Source organism: Kitasatospora sp. CMC57 (assembly GCF_045866025.2).
Taxonomy (GTDB): domain Bacteria; phylum Actinomycetota; class Actinomycetes; order Streptomycetales; family Streptomycetaceae; genus Kitasatospora.
The window spans coordinates 6952777-6976087 of sequence record NZ_AP035881.2; the positions used below are offsets into that span (position 1 = coordinate 6952777).

Here is a 23311-nt window from a genome sequence, read left to right on the forward strand (position 1 = left end):
GCGCGACAGTGGCCGTGACAGCCGGCTGACGCTGGCCCAGATACCCCGACCTCCCGCCCCGGGCGATCCGCATGCGGTCGGGCAGGGGTGGGAATAGCCCAGGTATTCATGTCCGCAGAGTGAGCAAGCCTGGGGGAATCATGATGGGTGATCGTCTCGGTTGAGGCGGTTGAAGAGGTCCGGCCGGCCGGGCTGGCGACGGACCTGCTGGACGAGCAGTTGATCGGGCAGTTGGTCGACCGGGCCCGCGTGAGCGGGCTCCAGCCGACCGGCGAGGGCGGGCTGCTGCAGCAGCTGACCAAGCGCGCGCTGGAGTCCGCTCTGGGGGGAGAGATCACCGACCACCTCGGCTGCGAGAAGCACGACAAGGCCGGGGCCGGTAGCGGCAACTCCCGCAACGGGGTCCGCTCGAAGACCGTGCTGACGGACGTCGGCCCCGGTCGAGATCGACGTGCCGCGCGACCGCGAGGGCTCCTTCGAGCCGCAGCTTGTCAAGAAGCGCCAACGGCGGCTGTCCGGCGTCGACGAGACGGTGCTGTCCCTCTCGGCCCGGGGCCTGACGCATGGCGACATCTCGGCCCACCCGGCCGAGGTCTACGGCGCGAGCGTGTCCAAGTCGACGATCTCCACCATCACCGACAAGGTCATGGACGGGATGGCCGAGTGGCAGAACCGCCCCCCGGACCCGGTCTACCCGGTCGCCTTCATCGACTGCATCCACGTGAAGGTCCGCGACGGACAGGTCGCCAACCGTCCCGTCTACGTCGCCCTCGCAGTCACCGTGGACGGCACCCGCGACATCCTGAGCTTGTGCGCCGGCGACGGCGGAGAGGGCGCCAAGTACTGGCTCCAGGTCCTCACCGAGATCAAGAACCGCGGCGTCGAGGACGTGTGCATGGTCGTCTGCGACGGCCTGAGGGGCCTACCGGACGCCATGCCCGTCTACACCGCTCCGACCCAGAACGCCGCCGAGGAGCGGTTCCTGGAGTTCCAGGAGGCCTGGGGGACGAAGTACCCGGCGATCGTGTGGCTGTGGGAGAACGCCTGGGCCGAGTTCGGGCCCTTCCTGCAGTTCGACGTCGAGACCCGCCGCATCGTCTGCACGACGAACGCGATCGAGTCGGTCAACGCCCGCATCCGCAAGGCCGTCCGGGCCTGCGGTGTGGCGCACCTTCGCCTTCTCGCTGGGCGTCTTCACGTACTGCATCACTGCGGCCCTGGCCGTCGGCACCCGCCCACATGTGTCCGCGTCAGTACCTGGCCGTCCTCGCCTTGGCGCTCATGTATTCCCTCCAGAGCCGCGCCTTCGCCTCCATCCAGCTCGGCCCCTGCTTGGAGAGCATCGCCGCTCGCACCCGGCGCGCCCTGTCCGGCGTCTACAGTCGCCCGCTGCGACTGCCCGGCAACGTCACCCCCACGAGGCGTCGCACGACGGGGGCCGGCCCGTCACCTGGCCCGGACCGGGAGCAGTACTCTGCACCATCGACCTGCCGGCACTGATTGAGGCCGCCCGGACCTACGACTGCCTCGTTGTTCTCCCCGGGCGCCCGGCCAAGTCGTCGTACGAGACCGTCCGGTGGCCCACGTCCACGGCGGTGACCTTCCGTCCCACACCCTGCTCGCCACCCTGGCCACCGGCGTTGAGCGCACCTTCGACCAGGACCCCGGATTCGGCCTGCGCCTGCTGGCCGACATCGCCATGCGCGGAATCTCGTCGGCCATCAACGATCCAGCCACCGCCGTGCAGGCCCTGGACCATATCGAGGACCTCCTGCTCGTCCTGGCCGGACAAGACCTCGACGTCAGCCAGGCCCGCGACGCCGAGGGCACCCTGCGCGTCGTCGTACCCGTCCCGGACTGGGCCCACTACGTCCGCACCGCCCTCGACGACGTGATCACGAGCGCCCTGAACTCCCCTCTGGCCCTGGAGCGCCTGCTTCGGCTGCTGCAGCACCTGGTGCGAGCATGCCTGCCCCCACGCCGAGCCGTGCTGGACGAACGCCTCGAGTTGGTCCAGCGCACCCTCGCAACCGATTTCCCGCACATCTGGGCGTCCATCAGCGCAACCGACGACACCGACGCCGAGCCGTACGCCTGACCCCGTGCCCAGGGACCCGACCCGCCGCGCAGCTCTCGTGGTCGGCGCGCACGATGGAGAGATCACCTGGGATCCGACTTCTGCCGAACGGCAAGGAGGCACGGCCATGGCCGTAGAGGAATACGACGACACGGTGCTGGCCCGCAGCGGTCGGCGGCTCACCGCGACCGAGCGCGCTCACCGCGGGCGAGCTGCGCGGAAGGGCACACCGCGCTCCAGCCACGCGAGCCTCGAACCGCCCGTCCTGCGGCCCGACCCCGTGGACGTGATCGAAAAGCAGTCCACCACCCGCCTGAAGAGTCTGATCCCCATCCGCTACGGACGCATGAGCGAATCGCCGTTCCGCTTCTACCGCGGTGCCGCCGCGATCATGGCAGGCGACCTGGCCGCCACACCGAACACCGGCCTGCGCGCCCAACTGTGCGGTGACGCACACATGCTGAACTTCCGATTGTTGGCCTCCCCGGAGCGCAACCTGCTGTTCGACATCAACGACTTCGACGAGACGCTCCCCGGCCCCTGGGAATGGGACGTCAAACGCCTGGCCACGAGTCTGGTCATCGCGGGCCGTGAGAACGGCTACTCGGATCGCGAGCGCCGTCACATCGTGCGCGCCTGCGTCCGCTCCTACCGTCGCCAGATGCGCCGCTTCGCCACGATGGGTCACTTGGAGGTGTGGTACGCCAAGGCCGATGCCGACACCCTCAATTCCCTGGCCGCCCGCGACCTGAACAAGAAGGGCCGCCTGCGCCTGTCCAAGACCCTGGCCAAGGCACGGATGCAGGACAGCCTCAGGGCCTTCGCCAAGCTCACCGAGACCGTCGATGGAACACCGCGCATCACCCCCTCGCCGCCCCTGATCACCCCCCTCTCCGACCTGCTTCCGCAGGGAGGCGGTGATCTGGTCGAGAACCAGATCACCGACCTGGTCGAGCGCTACCGCCGCACGTTGCAGAGTGACCGCCAGCACCTGCTCAACCAGTTCTCGGTCACGGACATGGCGCGCAAGGTGGTCGGCGTCGGCAGCGTGGGCACGCGGTGCTGGATCATCCTGCTGCTCGGCCGCGACTCCGGGGACCCGCTCCTGCTTCAGGCGAAGGAAGCCGGCGAGTCCGTGCTGGCCCCCTTCGCCGGCGCGAGCCAGTACAGCTCACAGGGTGAGCGGGTGGTGGCCGGCCAGCGCCTGATGCAGTCCGCCAGCGACATCTTCCTGGGCTGGGAGCGGGCCCAGGGCTTCGACGGGATCGAGCGTGACTTCTACCTTCGCCAACTGCGCGACTGGAAGGGCATCGCGGTGCCCGCACTGATGGTCCCGAAAGGCATGGCCTTGTTCGGCGAGGCCTGTGGCGCCACTCTCGCCCGTACTCACGCCAGATCCGGGGATCGGATCGCGATCGCCGCCTATCTGGGCAGCGGCGATGTCTTCGACCGCGCTGTGACCGAGTTCGCCGAAAGCTACGCCGACCTGAACGAACGCGACCACCAGGCACTGCTGACCGCCGTGGCGTCGGGAAGGGTCAACGCGGAGGCGACCAGCGACGCGTGACCCCCTACGCGGAGCGGCTCGGGTCCGCGGCACCTGGCGTTCGGCCCTGGGCGACGTAGCGGACCAGGAGGTTTGCGCTGCCGGTGTAGCCCAGCTCCTTGATCTCGCGCAGGAGGTGGATGACGGGAACCGCCGGGTCCTCTGCCCGGCGTCGGCGCAGGGTGGTCGCGGTAGGGACCGACGAGTGTGGGCTTGTAGCGGGGTGCGTTCTTCTGCTGTGGGTTCCTTCATGCGGGCGTACCGTTTGACGGTGTTGAGGGCGACGTCGAGGCGGCGGGCGCGTTCGAGCAGCCCGACGCCTTGGTCGAGCAGGTGGTGGATCCGCTGCCAGCGTTCGCGGGTGGTTTGCTCGTGCACGCCGCCTGGGCGGGTGGGGCTCACTGCGGTGGCCCAGCAGGCGGTGTGGGAGCGGACCTCGGCCAGGACTTCGCCGCACACGTTGCTCCACAGGTGCCACCGGGTACTCATGAGAGCCGCTCTTTCCGGGGCCGGGGCCGGGGTCGGGGCACGGGATTGTCGGGAACGCGGGCAGTCGCAGCGTGCGGCATGTTTCCTCCAGTTCTCTCCGGGTGGTGTCGTGCACCGTGATCGTGCCGCGGACCTCGGTGGCGGTCCGGACCAGGACGCCCCGGCGCCCGGGGATCCGTACGGGCCGTTCCGGAGTTGGCGGTGTGCTGCGTCCGACGGCGGCCACGGCCTCGCCGAGGTGCTTGCGGTACTGCTCCAGCGGCCGGAACCGGGACACGTCGACGGCCAGCAGGAAGGAGCCGGCGATTCCCCCCCGGCGGTCCGTCGGGTGGCGGTCCCTGGGCCAGGGCCGCGAACCCGCACGCGGCCAGGGTCAGGCCGTACCCCACCGCGCCGCCGGCCGGCGGCAGGCTGCCGGTCCGGAGCACCCGTCCCGGGTCGGTGCAGGGCCTGCCCTCGCCGTCCTGCGCAGGGCGGTCGGGAACCAGCGCGCGGGCGAGGTCCAGCTCGCGCACCGCGTTGTAGGTGATCGCGGCGGACGACATGTCGATGACGAGGTTTCCGCCCTCGGCGGGGAACCCGAAGGCCCAGGGGTTGGTGTCGAAGACACGGTCGACACCACCGAGCGGCGCCACGACTGCCTCCTCGGGCAGCAGGGCGTGGCCGCAGGTGAGCACCCCCACCAGGCCCGACGCCGAGAGCTGCGCGACGTACAGACCGAGGCGGCCGAGATGGCCGTGCCCGGTGACCGCGACCGTGGCCGTTCCGTCTCTCCTGGCTCCTTCGACGGCGCTGCGCACCGCGAGGCCCATGGCCGCCGCGCCCAGGGCCCGCCGGCCCTCGACCACGACGGACCGGGGGCTCCGGCGCACCACGGCGGGACGGGCGGACGGCACCAGCTCACCGGCCGAGGCCTGGTGGGCGTAGGTGGCGATGAGCCGGATGCCGTGGCTGGAGTGTCCGGCCAGGTCCGCGGCCACCAGGGCGACGGCCGCGTCACGGGCGGCGGAGTCGTCCGCACCGAGGACGCCGAGCACGCGCGCCGCCCATTCCATGGCCGCCCGTGCGGGCACGCCTGTCGCGCCCGCCGGACGCAAGTGCCGCATCGGCTTCACCTGGGGATACGGCACGGGAACGGTGGACCACACCTGCGACCCGCTGTATGCGATGCGAAAGATAGGTGCTTGAGCCAAGGCGGCGGGCACTGAGTGGTCCGCCAGCTGCCGCCGGGCCCGGCCTGTCCTAGCCGCCTTCAGGGGGGTCACATGCCGGGTGTGACGTAACTGCGTGGGGCTGTCCGGGCCTGGTTCCGCGCCGTGACCTCACGGCGTTTCGGGCACCGGGACCGGTCACCTGGTCGGATGAGCCGGGCCTGGCCGCACCGCAGCTGACCCGCCACCAAGCGGTCTCTCCCCGCCCGGTGTCTGTGGGCCGTGGCGGGAGGTGCGGTGTCGATACGTTCCTGCCGTGCTTACGGCGGCCGGCCGGCCGGGCGGGCGGGCCGGGCTCCCGGGGAAACGGTTGTGAAGGGGGCCACTGTGGGCGCCGCCGTGATCACTCTGAATCCAACCTTCCGTGCCCGTGTCCTCGCGCTGGGTCGATGATGTGCCCGGCGTCACCGCCCGCAGGGGGTGACGGCTGGCACAGTGGGCCCCTGAACGATCTTCCGGGGACCCTTCCGGCCCGTGAATTCGGGGCCCAGTCACGGCCATACCTTCGGTAACCCCGACTTGAGCTGGCATTTCACCGAAATGCTTGTCCGAAGCCCCCGACGGCTCGTAGCTTCGTAACCAGTGCACAGCGCACCACCCGGGTTCGCCACCCGCGGCCCCGCCCCTCGAGGCGGCCGGGCCCACGCGGTGAAGGTGACCGGGGCGGCAGTCCGCGTCGGACACGTGAGCAGCCGCCCGCTGCGTGCGACATCTCGGAGTACACCCCGTGCGGGGCCGCTCCGTGCTGTCCGCCCGGGGCTTCCGAGAGGATCTGCATGACCTTCCGTAACGAGACCACCACCGCCACCACCTCCGCCAAGCGCAACCGCCTGCGGATGGTCCTGATGGGCGGCGCTGTGGCCGCTCTCCCGGTGGCGGGCCTCGTCACGGCCACCTCGGCCTCTGCCGCCTCCAGCTCGACCTGGGACGCCGTCGCCCAGTGCGAGAGCACCGGCAACTGGAACATCAACACGGGCAACGGGTTCTCGGGCGGCCTGCAGTTCACCCCGAGCACCTGGTCCGCGTACGGCGGCACCCAGTACGCCGCCTCCGCCGACCAGGCGAGCAAGGGCCAGCAGATCGCCGTCGCCGAGAAGGTGCTCGCCTCCCAGGGCCCCGGCGCCTGGCCGGTCTGCTCCGTCAAGGCCGGCCTGACCAAGGGCGGCTCCGCGGCCCAGGTCGACACCTCCGCCGCCGCCCCGGCGAAGTCCACCAAGTCGGCGGACCAGACCACCAAGGCCGCGCCGAAGAACGACACCTCGACGGCCTCGCGCAGCACCGAGCGCAAGCCCGTCGAGACGGCTGCTCCGGCCGCTCCGGTACAGAAGAGCGCCGGTGGCAGCTACACCGTCAAGAGCGGTGACACCCTGAACGCCATCGCCGCCGCCCACGGCGTGAACCCCAACATCCTCTACACCAACAACGCAGCGGTCATCGGTGGCGACATCGACCTGATCCTGCCCGGCCAGGTGCTGAGCATCTGACCTGATGGTCGGTACCCGGATACGACGAAGCCTTCCTTCCCAGACCTCGGTCTGGGAAGGAAGGCTTCGTCGTATCCGTGACGTGCACCTGGGCGGTGTGATGAGGCGAAGCGGGACAATGGCCGGGCACCAGGCCCCTCTTCGCGTTCGTGGCTCTTTACGCGGTAGAGCCGGCCTTCGCCAGTCCCGCATACTCCTCCAATCCTGAGCTTGTCGTTTTACCTCCGGTGATCACCTTTCGGCGGGTTCGGGTTCTCGCCCCATGCCGGTGCCGTGCCGGCCGCCGGGCTGTCCCGCGGATCGCGGACTGCCGTGTCGCCGGTGACAGGAGCGAGCAGGTCGCGCACCGCAGCGGAGCCGCCGGCCTGGCGGGCGGCGGCGACCTGGGCCAGGCCCCCACTTCGGTGGCGACGACGCTGACGGAGCGGCCCTTGCGGGCGACGGTGCCGCGTACCAGCAGCAGCCACCGGAGGGTGACGTGGATCGGGCCGCTGTCGGCGCAGCGTTCCTGGAGGGTGGTGGCTGAGATGACGCCGAGGCGTTCCAGCAGCGGATGGTGATCTGTCATGTTTCGAACAGATGAGGTTCAGTCAGCCAGCGAGCCGGCGAAGATCTGCCACGCCAGGAGTGACTTCGCCACAAGACTGAGGACCAGGTAGGCCTTTTCGCCGTGTGCGTAGTCGGACCACCAGCCGACTCCGCGGTACTGAAGCCACTGGTTGAGACCGAAGCTGAAGAAGAGGGCAGCCTGGACGAGAACGATTCCGTACACGAAGCCGGGGACGTCCTCGGCCGCGACGGTGTTATACGCGATCGAGACCCACGGCATGACGCCGACCAGAGTCCCGAACCAGAACGGCAGCATCGTGGTCCTCGCCCGCCCCGGCGGGTTCATCACCTCCTCGAGCCAGCCGAAGAGAATCATCCCGACGTTGGCGCCGACGACGGCGATGACGGCATTGAGGCCGGTAATGCCTGCGTAGAAGCCGATGAGGAGCACCATCAGGGTCGCGCTCAACGCATACTCCAGCCACCGGAAACGGTTGATGCCGTGTCTGAGGTCGCGTTCGTAGATGCCGCGGACCACCGTCGCCGTCAGCAGGTGGTCCACGGCCGCGAGGGCGAGGAAGATGGCGACGGCCCAGCCGATCGGCACGTCGAACAATGCTTCCGGGGCGGGCGCTGCCGTTCCCGGCGGCCCCTCGGGAACGGAGGAAGTGACGGTGATCGAGAAGCTGCCGGCGAGCAGGACGATGGCCATGGCTTGGAGCAGGTGCAGCAGTGTGAGCCCCAGGTTCCACCTGCGGAGCCCGGCGAGACGCTCGGAGGTGACGCCGGTGGCCACCGATGTGCCGTTCTCTCGCTTCACAGATCCTCCCAGTGGCTGGTGCCGTGGTACGTCAGCATGGTCGTACCGGTCGGCCGGGAATCACGGCAGTCACGCCACCGCCCCGCCGGAAAGTCGCCCGAGTGGCGCCCGGGAAGCCGCCGTATCCGCTGGTCTCCGGGACGCCCCCAGAGATCTCCCCGGGACGGTGTGGCTGGGGTTGCGCGACGACCACAGCGGCCCGCTGTGCTGGGGCACCACCGCGGAACAGTCCCCCAGTGCGCGGGCGGGTAGGCCGCGATAGGGGTTGGTGCGGGCGGGGAACAGGACGATGGCGTTGCGGTAGTGATCGGCTCCGGCGAGGGACTGGACGTGAGGTGCGAGGACGGCACCCGCCTGGCAGGTGATATGCCGGTGGCGGGCGAACTGGAGTATGGCGTTGACGCTGAAGCCGTCGGAGCGGAAGTCGACCGCGCAGGTAGGTGGGTAGCAGGTAGGTGGGTATCTGCGGGGGGGGGCGAGCTGCCCGGCACACTCGGCCCCGTCCGGGACGGCGCGGGCGCCGGTCAGGACGGCCAGGATGCCGCTGCGCTCCTGGCCGGGGAGCGTGCAGGTGTGAACCATGGCGGTGCCGGTCTCGGCGAGCTGGACGTCCGAGGGGTGCGACCGGGGCAGAGCTGATCACGACGTGGGCCCTTCCTCAAGGTGCGAAGGAGTGGAGGACGGACCAGGCGGGCCCGGCCGCCGCGTGCGAACGTGTGCGCGCCGTGATGGTCGGGCAGGTGTCTCGCGGATGACGTTGCCGATGGGGACCGGCTGACATCGCCGAGAGCGTCGGCGAGGACGTCCATCGTGCACAGGCCGCGCTAGTAGAGAAGGGTCAGCACGACGCGTTCCTCGTTGCCGATCTTCTGCGGGAAGACGCCACCGCGGGTGCCCGGCTGACGCTCGTCACCGCGTCGCTGGTAGCCGAGCCACGACCACTACACCACTCCACGGGACACGACGCAGGCCAGGTAGAGCCACGCTGCGCCGACCTGGATGTATGTGATGTCGCCGCACCAGCGTTCGTCGAGGTCGGTGGCGGTGAAGTCGTGCTGGACCAGGTCCGGGATCGGCGGCGCGACCGGATCGGGAATCGTGGTGAGCTTCCTGCGGCGAAGGTGGCGGCCGACGATGCGGTGCTTGCGCATCAGTCGCGCCACGCGCTTGCGGTTGACGGTGTGCCCGAAGCCCCGAAGTTCGGCATGGACCCGCAGCGCGCCGTAGGTCTCCTTATGCTCGGCGTGGATCTCGCGGATCTCCTCGACCAGGGCGTCCTCGTCCTCCTGGCGCGCGGCACGGGTCGGGGCGCCGGCGTGCCAGTGGTAGTAGCCCGATCGGGATACGCCGAGCACCCGGCACAGCCGCTGCACGCCGAAGGCTCCGGCATTGGCGGAGATGAAGTCCCAGCGGCGGGGCGTCACTTCATCTCCTTGGCAAAAATGGGCGGCTGCCCGGCGCAGGATCTCCCGCCCCAGCTGCCACTCCTTCTCCGCCTTGGTCAGCCGGGCGTTCTCCGCCCGCGACCGGGCCAGCTCGTCCTCGGCCCCGCCGGTCTGCGGCCTGCCACCGAAGGTCGCTGCCCCTCGGCCTCGCGTACCCAGGTGCGCAGGGTCTCGTGGTTGACGTTGAGGTCGTCGGCGACGGACCTCTCTGATGACCGGGCTGCTACGGCCGGTTCGCTGCCGCTCCGACGCCTGGAGAGTTGGAGAAGTTCTTCCGTCTGAGTACGCGGGCGCCGATGGCCGTTGCGGTTTGGTCTCGGGGCCGGTCGGTGTTCCTGTCCCCGGAAGGCTGCTGACTCCGTCAGCGTGGGTCGTCGTGCTGCTCGAGGGCGTTCTCCCGCAGGTTCGGTTCCCTGCGGAGTGTCCTGGTGAACCATGTGCCGTAGCGGTGGCCCAGGATGGGAGCTGACGCTCCGTGGAGGATGATGCTCAGGCCCACGGTCACGGCGATGACCTCGCTCAGCAGGGTTCCCCCAGGCAGATGCTCTTCGAGGGCAAGCAGGCCGAACACGAGGGAGGCAAGCCCCCGCGGGCCGAACCAGCCGATGTACGCGATGGAGGCGGGGCGCAGGCCGGTGCCGGCCAGGGCTAGTGCGACGGGCAGCATCCGGATGACGGTCAGGCTGAGCAGCGCGTAGAGGACCGTGCGCCAGGTCAGGTGCTGGAGTGCGGGTCCCAGGATGACGGCGCCGAAGACGAGGAAGCTCAGCGAGGCGAGGAGGAGGCCGAGGCGTTCGGTGAACCCGGTGCACTGCGCGGGGTCCGAGTCGCGGGGAGGGATGCCCAGACCGGCGGGGGTGCGGCGCAGGTGGATGCCGAAAGCCAGGCCGGCGACCCAGGCGCCGATGAAGCCGCTGCCCTCGACCATGGCGCACAGGACGTACGCGATGACCGGGACGGCGAGGACCAGGAACTGCCGCCAGTCGGAGCTGCTCCACCCGCGGGCGAGCGACCAGCGCAGCAGGCTCGCCCCGGTCCGGCCGGCCGCGATTCCGATCGCGCTGCTCAGCAGCAGCGCGCGCAGAAACGTCTCGGCCACGCCCGGATGGCCGTGGCCCTCACTCGCCGCCGCGAGTGCCAGGACGAAGAACGGAAGGGCCAGGCCGTCGTTGAGACCGGATTCGATGGTCAGGCCGCCGCGGACCAGCGGGGGCACCCGCTTGTTGGAGAAGGCCTGCTGCCCGAGCGCGGCGTCCGTCGGCGCGAGGATGACGGCGGCCAGGGCCAGTTCCCACATGCTCAGGCCGGGCAGCAGCGGCCAGGCCGCCAGCCACCCCAGAGCCATTGTGACCGGCAGGCCGAGCGCCAGCAGCCGCAGAGGCAGGAACTCCTCCCGGCGCAGGTCCCGGGCCCTGATTCCCGCCGCGTCCGCGAACAGGAGGAGTACCAGCGCGCTCTCCAGGAGCGTCCGTGTGACCTCGGGATCCTTCGCCCGGTCCAGCAGGTCCAGGCCCAGCGGGCCGATCGTCAGACCGGCGAGCATGAAGACCAGCGGTCCCGAGAGCGCCGTGGTCGACAAACGCCGTGACAGTGCCCCGTAGCCGACGACCACACCCCCGGCGACAACGACGGCCCAGCCGTTCATCCGCACTCCTCACCCCGCCTCGCGCCTCGCGCAGAGAGGCGGAGTCCGACTTTATGGCGGCGCCGGTCCGGCCTGCGGCAACCGTGCTCCGAAACGCCCTCAGCTCGGCCCGGTCGGCCCAACGCGGCCGCATCAAAGGGACGAGACACGCCGACCCCGTGACGCTGTGCATGGCGACAGGTCCGCGGACCGGGCGGGGGCGTTCTCAGCCGACGGGTTGTACGGCCGGGAAGGTCCAGGTGCCCTCGAGGATCTCGGGGCGTGGCCGGTAGAGGCGGACGGTGTAGTTCCAGCCGTCCATGATGCGCAGGCAGTTGGGGCGCCCGTCGGCGCACCCTCCGAGGTTGATGACGACCGAGCCGTCCGGCTCCCTTTGGGCGTTGAACTGGTTGAGGACGCATCCGCCTTCGCCGCTGTCCTCGAAGTAGCCGTCGGCGTTGTAGAGGGAGATCGACCAGAAGCCGTCGACGGGCACGTCACCGACCACGATGCGGTACTTCCCGACGGGCAGGCCCGGCTCGACCAGTAGGTAGAACGCCTCGCTCTCGGGGAGGCCGGCCCAGCCCACCGCCGTACCGATGAGGTGCCGAACGGGGTCGACGTCCTCGCGGCGGCCGAACATTCGCTCGGTTCCGGGCAGGGTCCGGCCGAGCACGGCGAGCGCGTCCCGTACGGCGCTGAGGGAGTCCTCGTCGTAGTCGGGTACGACGAGTGGTTCGGCCGACCCTGCGGACAGCCTCAGACCGTCCTGCAGGGCGTTGGCCTCGGCGACATCGGCGGGGTTGCCTGGGTCGGCCAGGACGCGCATCGTCAGGAGTACGTGGCGGGTGCCGTGGTCGTCGATGGTGAGCCGGTGCTCGCCGGGTGTGTGGATGACCTTGGTGACGTAGTGGTCCTGGCTGAGAACCATGAGCGACGCGTAGCGGTCGCCGCTGTCCGGCATTGTGACAGTGGCGCCTTCGGCCAAGTCCAACACAGCGAAGCTGTACAGCGTGTCGCGGTTCATCCGGGCCGATGTCTGCTGATCGAGCGGTGTCGGCACCCGGTTGTGATGCCACCGGTTGACGCCACCGCAGAGCGCCATCAGCTTCGCCATCGCACGGTTGGATTCGGCCCGGACGAAGTTTTCGACCGTTACCTTGACCTTGTCACTCATGGCTGGTGCTCATTCCCAGGGTTGTTCACCCCGTCGACGCAGCCCTGGTACATGTTGGCCAGGTTGTCGGAGATGATGTGCGCCAGGCCGTGGGTGGTGATGGTCAGGTCACGGTCCACCGTCCGCGCCTTGTGCGTCCAGCCTGCGGGCAGTGTGAGGCGCTCGGCCAGGCGGGGCAGCGCCGATTCGGTCAGGCTGTGATCCACGTGATCGGTGAAAGTCTGCATCACCCAGGTGATCTCGTCGGGCGATCTCAAGAGGAAGACCGGCCGTCCGCTCAGGAACGTGTACGTGTTGGCCCGGTGGATCTGCATCGGCCGGTAGGCCAGCGCCGACTGGTCCCGCTGCGGGTCGAAGCCGGCCGGCATCTTCATGTCGGCCAGGCAGTTGAACATCAGGCCACCCAGCTCGCGGGGCTCGCCGGCGAGGCCGATGGTCAGGGTGTCCATCATCCAAAACCGTCTCGGGTTCTTCCACACCAGATCGCACCCGGTGTCCGTCGCCAGCTGCGCGGTGTCGATCGCCGCGAACGCATCGGCAGGGCACGGGCCGAACCCGGTGGTGTTGTAGACGAGGCCTTCGAACCCCTCGCCCGCCCGGCTCAGAAGGAAGAGCTCTCCTTGAGCGTAGGCCCGAAGGCCCTCCAGATGCATCGGCGTGTCGGTCATACGGACAACCCTTCTTCAACGGGGTGGCCATTGCACCTTCTGACCCCTGAACGGGTGAGGCGGGCAACGCTGACCTTCCAGAGACACGAAGGACACCGGCCGCCTCCTCGGATGCGGCCGGGCGGGTTCGGCGGGGTAGTGGCTTGTCGGGGCCTTTTTTTGGGGGCGTTCGGTCGATGCCGGGCCCCGTGTCGAGGGACTCCCGGATGGCGAAGCCGAGGGCCACGAAGAAGGTGATCCACGGCACCACGGCCCAGGTCGGGAAGGACCAGGTGGCTCCCTCTTCCCTCGCAGCCCCGGGTCTGTACGGCAACTTCCCGTCCTACTCGCGGTACCCGCCGCGCTGACCGGCCGGGCCAGCAGTCCTGTGGAACTGCCGGGTGGTGCCCCCGGCGCTGAGCGCCACTCCCAGGGCGACGAGTGCGGTCACCAGTGTGATCAGCGCGATCGCCCGGACGGCTCGTCGGCGCGGCCGGGTGGCCCGGCCCATCGGCCCGGTCTGATCCAGTTGCGGGCCCATCACCCACAGGGCGCCCGCGGTCACCACCAGCGGCGCGCCGGCGACCGGGTCGAACTTCAGCACGGCGATCGCGACGGCGGTGACCGCGATGGCGGTCCGCCGCCAGGCCAGCCGGGTGCGTTCGCGGGCCAGGCCGGGATCGAGGTCCTCGACGTCGTCCCGCACCGGGCCGGGCGGCGGGTGGTCCGGACCGGTCATGTGCCGGACCGCGCGGACAGCACCACCAGCACCGCAGCCAGGACGCATTCGGCGGCCACCACCACGGCGATGATCCGGGGCAGGGCGCTGGGCGGCAGGGGGCGGCCCAGCCGCAGTGCGGTCTGGTCGCGGTCCCACTCCCGGTAGCTGGCCACCGCGACCACCGCCGCCAGGACGATCAGCGGCACCCCGAGCGCCCGGCGTCCCCAGTGGATTCCCGGGAACGGCGGCAGCAGCTGGGTGATCGCCAGTCCCGCCGCCACCAGGGCCAGGGCGGTCCGGCTCCATGCCAGGAAGGTCCGCTCGTTGGCGAAGGTGAACCGCGGATCGGGTTCCTCGCCCGGCTGCCCGGTGGCTCGCAGGGAGCCGTCCGACCCGTCACCCGGCGGTCCGGTCCGCCGCCACGCGGTCACTGCCCGTTCTCCGGCACACCGGCGGACGGCCGGGTCCGTCCCGCGGCGCCCGGCGCGGGACGGCGGGCCCTGACTACGCAACAGAGCATGGATCCAGTGAAGCAGGGCGGTCGGCGCAGAGGACCGGCGAATCGCGGTGCGGAGCGGACCCGGTCCAGGTGCGCGACGTCGCTGGGCCGCGACGGCCCAAGCCGCTTCGGTCGCCGTTCACCGGGCGGACCGGACCGGCCGGAGCGAGCCGGTCCGGTCAGGCCGTCCGCGCGCCCGCTCGGAGGCGGGCTGGGGTGGGGCTGGGACGGGGGCCGGTGCGCCGGCCGGAAACGGGCTTGGCGGCTGTCAGGAGCGCCGGATATCCCTCAGAGGCAGCAGCCGACCACCAGCACCGGGAGAGGCCCGTGAACACCTGTCAGCGCCCCGACCAGCCCGACGACAACGACGACCAGGCCGACGCCGTCGTACCGGCCGATCTGTCCTGGCCGGTACGGACCGCGTACCGGCGCGGCGCCGCCAACCCGAACGGCTCGACCAATGCCATGCGCTCCGATGTCCTCGGCGCGCTCGGCGTCCTCAAGGTCGCCACCGCCGACCAGCTCCAGCACCTGCTCCGCCCGGTTGGCGGCGTCGAACAAGGCGATCCGGCAGGCGCTGCGCGATCTCGCGCTGCACGGCCTGGTCGCCTCCGACGGCAACACCCGCAACCGGCACAAGACCTGGCGGCTGGAGGGCACGGCCGGACTGGAGGCGGCCGGGCACGTCCTCAGCCTGCCCGGCTCCGACATGGGCGGCACCGCCCGGGGCGCCGGCCGCTCCGGCGCCCAGCACGCGATGGCCGGCAACGAGTCGATCACCGCGTTCGTCCTCGGCGGCCCCGCGCCCGAAGCCGCGGGCGGGGTCGGCACCGTGACCGACTGGGCGACCGAGGCCGAGGTCCCGCTGCCAGGAGGCCGACGCAAGGTGCGCCAGGACGCGGCGTGGCAGGCCCCGGAGATCGGAGTGCCGGTGCTGATGGTCGAGGTCGACCGCTCCATCATGTCGCCGGAGCGAGTGGCCGCGAAGTTCACCGCCTACCGCGAGCTGTTCCGCACGAAGGTGAAGAGCACCGACCCCGCGCTGGCCGACGGGGAGCTGGCCGACCGCACGGTGCACTGGTGGCGCCGGACCTGGCCCGGCCACACCCGGCCCGGGTACCCGCCGGTCGCCCTGGTCGTCACCGACGTCGGACCCCTCGCCCTGGCCAACCGCCAGCAGAAGGTGGCGGACCTGGCACGCGACGCCTGAGACGGGTCCTGGTGGACCATGCGCTCCGACAACGCGGGCGGGGACGGCTGGCGCGAGTACGGATGACGCGGTGCCGGTCATCGCCAACACCCTGGAGCCGCTGGCCGAGCACGGACCGCTCGGGCCGGTGTGGTGGCGCTACGGCCGCGACAGAGCCCGCTACTGCTTACTGGACGCGCTGGACAGCCCAGACACCCGCGAGGCCTACGGCGAGCGCCAAAAGGCCCGGGAGAAGGGAGAAGAAGGCCGACCAGGAGGACCGGGAACTGATGAAGACCCTGGCCTGCGCCGACTGCGGGAACGTGCCATGGCGCCAGAGCACCGAGAAGTACGGCTCCAAGGGACGACAGATCTAGACCTGCCGCCCGGGTGGCCGTTGCTGGGACTGCCAGAAGAAGGAGTAACAGCGGAGCGAGGAGGAACGCCAGGCCGAGGCCCAGGCACGGCTGGAGGCGGCCCGCGTGGCCAACGCGAAGCTGCGCCCGTGCTGGACGTGCCGGGGCTCGATCGGCGGGAAGGCGAGCTCGTTCCTGGAGTTGAAGGAGAAGGCCGGCCCTGACCGGCTGGAGTGCCCGAAGTGCGTCAGCGACCGGGAGAATAAGGAGCTGGGGCCGCTGGTGCTGCCCGCCCCGACCAGGCGCGAGCAGGTCGCCGCGCTGGTCTCCGCCCCGGATGACCCGTGGTGGGACGTGCGTATGCTGCACGCCAAGCTCCACCCGGTGAAGGACCGCGCGGCGTGACTACCGGCCCCCGTGCAGCTGTCGCGTGCAGTTGTCGCGACCCCTTTCGCGTTGGGTGCTGTCGCGTGCTGTGGCCTGGGCGGATAGGTGTTTACCCCCATGTGTGGTCCCGGCGCGACAGCTGGGCCGCGACAGGGCCTCGGCCTGGACCCGCCCAGGCCGGGGCCCGACTGTCGAAGCGCCGCAAGAATGCCTGCCACGGTCAGTCGATGGCGAACCAGCCGCGGACCTGGGCTTCATGGTCGACGTAGCGTTCGCCGGAGACATCGACGACAACCTTGTCGATCACACCGCCGGTGAAGGGGAAGGAGCCCTGGTAGTCGGGGGTGACGGGTGACGCTCCGTCGCGCCCGACGCAGATCCCGTCTCCGACGACGCAGAAGTAGCCGGGCTGGGTGGTGATCTCGCCACTGCCGACGGGCTGGTCGTCGATGTAGAGGGTGAGGGCGCCGATGGTGCCCGGCATGGCGGGGTCGGCGCTGCGGCCCTTGGCGGTGAACTCGGCGGTGAGGACGTGCCTGCCCGGGGTGATGTCGCGGTCGCTCTCAACGTTCTGCAGGTGTGTGCCGACCCAGTTGAAGGCGTAGCGCAGGCGGCGGTCCTTGATGTAGAGGCTGTGGCCTCCGGCGACGCCGCCGTGGGCGTACAGGACGCCTTGGGCGTCGGCCGATTGGATGTCGACCCCGGCGGACAGGGTGTAGGAGCGTCCGCTGATCACGACGCCGGACTGCTCGGGTACGGGGGAGCAGTCGGGGTAGTAGATGTACCGGTCGCGTGGCGGCGTGCCGTGGGGGCGCTCGGCGAGGGTCTGTTCGAGGGCGGTGCGGTCGTCCAGGGGCAGGCCGTTGTAGCGGCCGGCGTAGTAGTACCAGAGGCTCTTGAGGGCCTCGAGCCGGGCGGGGTGGTCGGCGGCGATGTCGTGGGACTGGGCGCGGTCCGCCTTCAGGTTGTAGAGCTCCCAACGGTCGTGCTCGTACTTGCCCCAGCCGCTGAGCGGCGGGTGCACGGTGCAGGCCAGCCACCCGTCGTGGTAGATCGATCGCTGTCCGAGCATGGCGTAGAACTGGGTGTCCTTGCCCGGGGCGGTGGGGTCGGTGAGGGAGGCCGCGAAGCTCTCGCCCTCGATCGGGTTCTGCGGGTACCCCTTGAGGACGGCGGGCGGTTCGATGTCCAGCAGGTCGTACAGGGTGGGGACGATGTCGACCGCGTGGATGTACTGCTCGCGCACCTCGCCGCGGGCCGCGATGCCGGCGGGCCAGGAGATCAGGCACATGTCGGCGACGCCGCCCTCGTAGCCGGCCCACCGCTTCCAGTACGGGAACGGGGTGTCGAAGGCCCAGGCCCAGCCGGTGTTGTAGTGGTTGTACGAGGTCGGGCCGCCGAGCTCGTCGATGTGCCGCAGGGACAGCTCGGTCGGGGTGGGCAGGCCGTTGAAGAAGCGCCACTCGTTGAACGTGCCGTTGGGTCCGCCCTCGCCGCTTCCTCCGTTGTCGGAGACGGCGACGATGATCGTGTTGTCGAGTTCGCCCATCGTGTCGAGGAAGTCGATCACACGGCCGAGCTGGTCGTCGCTGTAGGAGACGTAGCCGGCGAAGACCTCGGCCATCCGGATGAACAGTCGCTGCTCGTCGCCGCCGAGCGTGTCCCAGGGCCGTACGACGTCCAGGCCCGGCCAGGGCTGCCCGTCCGGTCCGGTGACCTCCGGCTCGCCGTGCGGGTTGATCGGGGACAACTCGGTGTCCTCGGGCAGCAGGCCGAGCTCCTTCTGCCGGCGCAGGATCGCGGGCCGGATCGCCTCGTAGCCCTCGTCGAACACGCCCTTGTACCGGTCGGCCCATTCCTTGAAGACGTGGTGGGGCGAGTGGGCCGCATCCAGGGACATGTACATGAAGAAAGGCTTGTCGGGCTCGACGGCCTTGGCGTCCCGGATGAACCGGATGGCCTGGTCGGAGAGGTCGTTGGCGATGTGGTAGCCCTCTTCGGGGGTGGCCGGGGGCTCGACGGAGTGGTTGTCGTGGACCAGGTCCGGATACCAGCAGCTCGACTCGCCGCCGAGGAAACCGTAGAACCGCTCGAATCCGCGCCCCAGCGGCCAGCGCCCCTTGTAGGAGGCCATGCTGGTCTCCTCGCCGGGGGTGAGGTGCCACTTTCCGACGCAGTACGTGTTGTAGCCGTGCTCGGCCAGTACCTCGGAGATGAAGCCGTTCTCGAACGGGATGCGGGTCGAGATCCCCGGGAAGCCCGCGCTGAACTCCGCGATCGTGGCCATGCCGTTGGACGTCGCGTTGCGGCCGGTCATCAGCGAGGCCCGCGTCGGGGAGCACAGCGCTGTGGTGTGGAAGTTCGAGTACTTCACCCCCATGTCCGCGATCCGGGACATTGTCGGCGTCTTCACCGGGCCGCCGAAGCACTCCATCGTCCCGTAGCCCACGTCGTCCCAGGCGATCACCAGCACGTTCGGCGCGCCCTCGCGGGCCCTCGGCGCCATGAACGGCGCCCAGTCCGGCTTCGAGTCGCGGATGTCGAGGGCGATCTTGCCCTTGAAGTTCTTCACACGGGCCTTCTTCACGATGAGTCGAGGCGCTCGGCGGCCCGCCCGGGAAACGGGCGGGCGCCTGCGACCTGGGGAATCCGGATCAGGGGTCACATCTCGGGTGCAGCCGCCAGGCGGCACAGTCCGCTCTCCCAGGGTGCAAGCACAAGGCGAATAGCCCCCCGAGACACACCGTGGCAATCGCGAGGAGCGGAACCGCCGTCCGCCGCCCGGACCCGACATTCCTACCTGGCCACGCTTTCCATGGTGATCTTGGCTCGGTCTGGCACCTGCGGCATCGGCATCGCCGTCGCTCGGCTGCCTGACCGTCCGGGCCGCACCGGGCCGTCGGCGGCGTGGTGTGATCCGATCGCTCGCTGAGGCGGACCCGCCGGGTATCGTCAGGCTCGCCTGATCGTGTGAAAGGGCCGCCAATGATAGCCCGGCCAGCTCGCCCGTCCTTGGTGCCAGTCCCCAGGCGCCGCTGAACCCGGCATCGACTTGTCAGGTACTCACTCTCAGAGGACGTGCTGCTCGTTTGAGGGATAGTTCATGGATTGTGCCAGGTTATGGTGCTTTCGCCCGTTGCTCGCTTCGCGAGGTTCGAGATCATCGCGAGGCGGATCATGCTCTCGGAGTGCTCGGGTTTGGTCTCGTAGTCGCGGGCGAGTCGGCGGTGCAGCATGATCCAGCCGAAGCTGCGCTCGACGACCCATCTCCGCGGGACGACCGAGAGGCCTTTGACCTGGGCATTTCGTGGGACGACGTCGACGTCGATGCCCAGCTTCGCCCCGTGCTCGATCGCCTGGGTCTTGTAGCCGGTGTCGACCCACGCCTTCGTGATCGTGGGGTGGGTGGTGGCGAGTTGGGTCAGGAGCTGCTTTCCGGCGTCGTTGTCGGAGACGCCGGCGGCGGTGACCGTGACGAGCAGGAGGAAGCCGAGCGTGTCGACGACGGTGCTGCGCTTGCGGCCGACGATCTTCTTGCCCGCATCAATGCCCTGGGGGATGTTGACGGACGCCTCGTCGGTGGGCATGCCGAGGAGTTCGTGCAGCTCGCGTGCCCGGAATTCCTGGTCGGGGTGCTGGTTGAAGGCGTTCACGATGGCCTGGTAGGTGGTGTTCGTCTCGGGTGGTTCGGGTTCGGTCCCTGTCGGCGTGATCTCCGCGATGATCTTTCGGGTGGTGGCCAGGTCCGTGAGCCGCGCTTCGGTCTCGGTCAGGTCGGCGGCGAGCTCTTCGATCCGGACGCGTAGTTCAGCGGCCCGGGCGGTGGCCTCGTCCTGCCGGGTCTGGAGGTCCGCCAGGAGTTCGGCGATGTTCACGCGGCCAGTCCTAGGGTGTCGCGCCAGGCCGGGGCTGGTGTGGTGAGGCGGCGGGCCATGTTGGCGGTGGAGGCCCAGTAGACGCGTGAGGCGGAGGTGTCGGGCCGGTGGTCGTACTCGCGAGCGAGGCGCCGGTGCAGCATCGGGGTGCCGTTCGTCTGCTCCACCACCCACCGTTTCGGCGGCGGCCTGCTGGCAGGCATCGCCGAAGCCGTCCGTGACCGCGACGAACGCGCCCTGCGCCGCCTGCTGGCCCGTCACGCCGAACAGGCCACCCTCACCGATCTCCCCGCGTTGCGCGAAGCACTCCAGCCCCGCCCTTGAGCGGGCGGTCGGTCGGCGTTCCCGTAGCCGCCGGCGCCGCCGCCCCACCTGCGCTCAGGGCTGCCCGGCCCCTTCGGAGGGCGGTCAGCTGGAGCAGTGGAGCAGGGACGGATCGTCCCGGCTCCAGGCCGCGGGTGTTCGGGAGCCGCCGAGGCGCAAGCCCGCTGATCGCCCGATCGCAGCAGCGACACCGCGTTGCCGACTATCCCATTTCCGGTGACCATGAGCATGCGAGTGACTCCAGGGGGTGATTGAGCGCCCAGGAGCCGTCCTTGGTAGCGGCACCTCGGCTGCCCAGATTGACTGGAGGTCGCAGCCCGTGGTCTTGAGCTGTGCACTGTTCGTGCTTGCCGGGATGAGCCTTGGGTCCGCGGTGGCGATGGTCTTCCAACGCTTGGTCGGCGACCGCGGCCTTAGAAGCCGTTGCTCTATCGATCTTGGTGAACGTTGGTTCGAGTGTGACGACTCGGCTGGGTGATCTCTTGGTCGGGTGCGCATGAAAGCAGGGCCTCCCGTGTAGCTCGGGGTTGTCGAGATCAAACGAGCACACAGGAGGCCCTGTTGCCGCAGTTCTACGCGTTCGCGCCGTCCGGGTCCAGTTCGGCTACCCGGTCGTGTGACTGCCTCGCGCACCGGTTCGGGAACGCGGGCAACCATCCGGACAGACGGCCGAGCTACCCGTCGGACATGAGCGACGCGGAGTGGGCGGTGGTCCGTGATGCGATGCCGGTCCCGCCGTGGTTGGAGGGCCGGGGCGGGCAGCCCGAGGGCTACTGCCACCGGCAGATGGTCGACGCCGTGCGCTACCTGGTCGCGGGCGGCATCACGTGGCGGGCGATGCCATCCGACTTCCCCGCGTGGGACCGCGTCTACGCCTTCTTCAGGCGCTGGCGCGACAGGGGCCTGATCGCGGAGTTCCACGATCGGCTGCGGGACGGGGTCCGCGCGGCGGCCGGCCGCGACCTGGAGCCCACCGCGGGCATCATCGATGCGCAGTCGGTGAAGGCCGCCGCATCGGTGCCGTCCGCGTCACGGGGCTTCGACGGCGGCAAGAAGGTCAACGGACGCAAGCGGCACATCGTGGTCGACACTCTCGGGCTGCTGCTGGCGGTCATGGTCACCGGCGCGAACGTGACCGACCGTCAGGCCGGCGGCGCTCTGCTGGCCAGGCTGCGGGAGCGGTACTTCCGGTTGACGCTGGTCTGGGCCGACGGTGGCTACACCGGTCACCTGGTCGACCTCGCCGCGAGCCTGTGGCGCATCGCGCTCACCGTGGTCAAACGCAGCGACGACACCTCCGGGTTCGTCGTGCTGCCCAAAAGATGGCTGGTGGAGCGCACGTTCGCATGGCTGATGCGCTCACGCCGCCTGGCCCGCGACTACGAGGCGCGCACCGACACCGCCGAGGCGATGATCCGGTGGTCCATGAGCATGGTCATGAGCCGCCGCCTCGCCCGGCGACCACACTGAACATCCCCGGGCTCGCCTCAGCCAGCCAGCCCCGCGCGGCCAGGCGCTTGGCCTTCGCCCGCACCCCCTCGACCTTCGGTGTCGCGCGTCAGACTTTGTGGCACGGCTCGTTTGTTGCGGGTCCTGCCCTGTGAAGGAGTCTGATCGATCATGGTGAGGCCACCGGCGCTGCCGCCGGAGGAGAAGGCCCGGATCGTGCTGTCGATCCTGGCCGGTGAGATGACCGTCGCTGAGGCCGCGCGGCGGGCGAAGGTTTCCGAGCAGTCGATCGGGACCTGGAAGCGCCAGTTCCTGGAGTCCGGCCGGGCCGGACTCCAGGGCAGGTCCGGCCCCAGCACCCGGGAAGAGCAACTCGAAGCCCAGATCGCCGACTTGACCCAGGCGCTGGGTGAGGCCGCGGTCGAGCTACGGGTGTGGAAGAAGTCCGCGGAGGGCCGGCTGGGCCCTTCGAGGACCTCGAGGTGATCCGCACCGAGGCGGGCATGCCGACCGCGAGGTTCTGCCGGCTCATCGGCGTGCCCGAGCGGACCTGGCGCCGTCACCAGGCCCGCGCCCGCCAGGGCGCGCAGGCGAGAGGACCGTGGCCGCGCCCGGCGCGCGAGAGCGTCCGGGAGACCGCCCGCCGGCACGCACTCGCGCACCCGGCCTGGGGCCACCGGAAGGTGTGGGCGATGTGCCGCCACGACGGCCACCGCGTCTCGCAGGCCACCGTGCTGCGGCTGCTGCGGGACGATGGCCTGCTTCTGGAGGCGAGCTACCAGCGGGAACGGCGCCAGCTCGCCGCCCGCCGAAAGGCCGCCTTCGCGACCGATCCGACCGGCCCGAACCAGGTCTGGCAGCTCGACTTCTCCGAGTTCGAGACCACCTCGGGCGGAACCTGGCGGCTCGCGGGCTGCCGGGACTATTGGTCGAAGTACGAGCTGGGCTGGCACGTGTCGCCCACCGCGAACCAGCACGACGCCATCGCCGCGATCGAACTCGCCATCAAGGAAGCTGAGTTGCTGGCCGGAAAGCTACTGGCTGAGCTTGCCCCGCGCGACGCGGACGGGACGGTGCAGCCGCTGGTCACCATCGTCACCGACAACGGCGGACCGTTCCGCTCGTTCCGGTTCGAGGCGTTCATCGCCACCCGACCGGAGCTGCGGCACGTCCGTACCCGGGTCCGCACGCCCGGACAGAACGGCTCACGTGAGCGCGGCTTCGGCTCGCTGAAGTACGAGAAGCTGTTCCTCGAGGAAATCCCCGACGCCCTCGATCTGGTCCGGCACGCCGAGGACTACCGGCTCGAGTACAACGCCGTCCGACCGCACGAGGCCCTGGCCTGGAACCGGCCCCACGACGTCCACACCGGCGCCGCGGACCCGCTCGTCCCCAACTTTCCCGAGCCCGAAAACCTGCCAGCTACTTGACGCGGGACAGTT

Annotated in this window: 21 protein-coding genes and 3 pseudogenes; 11 read left to right on the forward strand and 13 right to left on the reverse strand. The window is 70.1% G+C overall.

Features of this window, described 5'->3' with window-relative positions:
- Positions 1-147: 147 nt before the first annotated feature.
- The 3 genes and pseudogenes from ACKUU6_RS31300 to ACKUU6_RS31310 all read left to right on the forward strand — a co-directional run.
- Positions 148-1162, forward strand: a pseudogene (locus ACKUU6_RS31300) (IS256 family transposase); the annotation flags it as partial.
- Positions 1163-1522: 360 nt separating this feature from the next.
- The gene (locus ACKUU6_RS31305) at positions 1523-2098 is read left to right on the forward strand and encodes a DUF2254 family protein (protein ID WP_407992293.1); all 576 of its coding nucleotides are present in this window, start codon (positions 1523-1525) and stop codon (positions 2096-2098) included.
- A gap of 106 nt (positions 2099-2204) precedes the next feature.
- Positions 2205-3644, forward strand: coding sequence for a DUF2252 domain-containing protein (locus ACKUU6_RS31310; protein ID WP_407991933.1), 1440 nt, complete (start codon positions 2205-2207; stop codon positions 3642-3644).
- 31 nt (positions 3645-3675) lie between these two features.
- Here the strand turns inward: ACKUU6_RS31310 and ACKUU6_RS31315 are convergent.
- Both ACKUU6_RS31315 and ACKUU6_RS31320 read right to left on the reverse strand, forming a co-directional pair.
- Positions 3676-4121, reverse strand: a pseudogene (locus ACKUU6_RS31315) (ISL3 family transposase); the annotation flags it as partial.
- On the reverse strand, positions 4109-5218 hold the full coding sequence (locus ACKUU6_RS31320; RefSeq protein ID WP_407991934.1) for an Ldh family oxidoreductase: 1110 nt from the start codon (positions 5216-5218) through the stop codon (positions 4109-4111). The gene ACKUU6_RS31320 and the pseudogene ACKUU6_RS31315, both read right to left, overlap by 13 nt.
- An 881-nt stretch (positions 5219-6099) precedes the next feature.
- On the opposite strand from ACKUU6_RS31320, the gene ACKUU6_RS31325 reads away from it, so the two are divergent.
- A complete protein-coding gene (locus tag ACKUU6_RS31325) occupies positions 6100-6807 on the forward strand; it encodes a transglycosylase family protein (protein ID WP_407991935.1) in 708 nt (235 codons plus the stop codon).
- A gap of 586 nt (positions 6808-7393) precedes the next feature.
- Here the strand turns inward: ACKUU6_RS31325 and heR are convergent.
- The 5 genes from heR to ACKUU6_RS31350 form a co-directional block, all read right to left on the reverse strand.
- On the reverse strand, positions 7394-8176 hold the full coding sequence (gene heR / locus ACKUU6_RS31330) for a heliorhodopsin HeR (RefSeq protein WP_407991936.1): 783 nt from the start codon (positions 8174-8176) through the stop codon (positions 7394-7396).
- Between the two features lie 941 nt (positions 8177-9117).
- Complete coding sequence (locus tag ACKUU6_RS31335) at positions 9118-9834, reverse strand: IS3 family transposase (RefSeq protein WP_407992294.1); 717 nt, start codon at positions 9832-9834, stop codon at positions 9118-9120.
- Between the two features lie 148 nt (positions 9835-9982).
- The gene (locus ACKUU6_RS31340; RefSeq protein WP_407991937.1) at positions 9983-11266 is read right to left on the reverse strand and encodes a cation:proton antiporter; all 1284 of its coding nucleotides are present in this window, start codon (positions 11264-11266) and stop codon (positions 9983-9985) included.
- Positions 11267-11471: 205 nt separating this feature from the next.
- Positions 11472-12422, reverse strand: coding sequence for a DUF1254 domain-containing protein (locus ACKUU6_RS31345; protein WP_407991938.1), 951 nt, complete (start codon positions 12420-12422; stop codon positions 11472-11474).
- Positions 12419-13090 (reverse strand): hypothetical protein, encoded by a 672-nt coding sequence (locus tag ACKUU6_RS31350; protein ID WP_407991939.1) that lies wholly within the window; start codon positions 13088-13090, stop codon positions 12419-12421. The genes ACKUU6_RS31345 and ACKUU6_RS31350 overlap by 4 nt, the downstream gene beginning before the upstream one ends.
- Before the next feature lie 206 nt (positions 13091-13296).
- On the opposite strand from ACKUU6_RS31350, the gene ACKUU6_RS31355 reads away from it, so the two are divergent.
- Entirely contained in the window at positions 13297-13437 is a 141-nt protein-coding gene (locus ACKUU6_RS31355; RefSeq protein ID WP_407991940.1) for a hypothetical protein, read from the forward strand.
- Here the strand turns inward: ACKUU6_RS31355 and ACKUU6_RS31360 are convergent.
- The 3 genes from ACKUU6_RS31360 to ACKUU6_RS31370 all read right to left on the reverse strand — a co-directional run bounded on the left by ACKUU6_RS31360 (position 13413) and on the right by ACKUU6_RS31370 (position 14850).
- Entirely contained in the window at positions 13413-13808 is a 396-nt protein-coding gene (locus ACKUU6_RS31360) for a DUF202 domain-containing protein (protein WP_407991941.1), read from the reverse strand. The genes ACKUU6_RS31355 and ACKUU6_RS31360 overlap by 25 nt on opposite strands.
- Positions 13805-14221 (reverse strand): YidH family protein, encoded by a 417-nt coding sequence (locus tag ACKUU6_RS31365; RefSeq protein WP_407991942.1) that lies wholly within the window; start codon positions 14219-14221, stop codon positions 13805-13807. Before ACKUU6_RS31365 ends, ACKUU6_RS31360 begins: the two co-directional genes overlap by 4 nt.
- Before the next feature lie 356 nt (positions 14222-14577).
- Positions 14578-14850 carry a hypothetical protein gene (locus ACKUU6_RS31370; RefSeq protein WP_407991943.1) on the reverse strand — a complete coding sequence of 91 codons (273 nt, stop codon included), beginning with the start codon at positions 14848-14850 and terminating at the stop codon, positions 14578-14580.
- Between ACKUU6_RS31370 and ACKUU6_RS31375 the strand changes: the two genes are divergently transcribed.
- Positions 14834-15499, forward strand: a complete 666-nt coding sequence (locus ACKUU6_RS31375) for a replication-relaxation family protein (protein WP_407991944.1) — start codon at positions 14834-14836, stop codon at positions 15497-15499. The genes ACKUU6_RS31370 and ACKUU6_RS31375 overlap by 17 nt on opposite strands.
- Positions 15500-15960: 461 nt before the next feature.
- Entirely contained in the window at positions 15961-16239 is a 279-nt protein-coding gene (locus ACKUU6_RS31380; RefSeq protein WP_407991945.1) for a hypothetical protein, read from the forward strand.
- 202 nt (positions 16240-16441) lie between these two features.
- Here ACKUU6_RS31380 and ACKUU6_RS31385 read toward each other — a convergent pair whose 3' ends face one another.
- The 3 genes and pseudogenes from ACKUU6_RS31385 to ACKUU6_RS31395 form a co-directional block, all read right to left on the reverse strand.
- On the reverse strand, positions 16442-18793 hold the full coding sequence (locus ACKUU6_RS31385; RefSeq protein ID WP_407991946.1) for an arylsulfatase: 2352 nt from the start codon (positions 18791-18793) through the stop codon (positions 16442-16444).
- Between the two features lie 529 nt (positions 18794-19322).
- Positions 19323-19796, reverse strand: a pseudogene (locus tag ACKUU6_RS31390) (transposase); the annotation flags it as partial.
- Positions 19797-20092: 296 nt separating this feature from the next.
- A complete protein-coding gene (locus tag ACKUU6_RS31395) occupies positions 20093-20239 on the reverse strand; it encodes a hypothetical protein (protein WP_408649650.1) in 147 nt (48 codons plus the stop codon).
- A gap of 4 nt (positions 20240-20243) precedes the next feature.
- Here ACKUU6_RS31395 and ACKUU6_RS31400 point away from each other — a divergent pair, with 4 nt between their 5' ends.
- The 4 genes from ACKUU6_RS31400 to ACKUU6_RS31415 all read left to right on the forward strand — a co-directional run bounded on the left by ACKUU6_RS31400 (position 20244) and on the right by ACKUU6_RS31415 (position 23299).
- The gene (locus ACKUU6_RS31400) at positions 20244-20420 is read left to right on the forward strand and encodes a hypothetical protein (RefSeq protein WP_407991948.1); all 177 of its coding nucleotides are present in this window, start codon (positions 20244-20246) and stop codon (positions 20418-20420) included.
- Positions 20421-21107: 687 nt separating this feature from the next.
- Positions 21108-21890, forward strand: a complete 783-nt coding sequence (locus ACKUU6_RS31405) for an IS5 family transposase (RefSeq protein ID WP_407991949.1) — start codon at positions 21108-21110, stop codon at positions 21888-21890.
- Between the two features lie 150 nt (positions 21891-22040).
- Positions 22041-22355: a transposase gene (locus tag ACKUU6_RS31410; RefSeq protein ID WP_407991950.1), complete on the forward strand. Its 315-nt coding sequence runs from the start codon at positions 22041-22043 to the stop codon at positions 22353-22355.
- A complete protein-coding gene (locus ACKUU6_RS31415; RefSeq protein WP_407991951.1) occupies positions 22352-23299 on the forward strand; it encodes a transposase in 948 nt (315 codons plus the stop codon). The genes ACKUU6_RS31410 and ACKUU6_RS31415 overlap by 4 nt, the downstream gene beginning before the upstream one ends.
- The last annotated feature ends 12 nt before the right edge of the window (positions 23300-23311 follow it).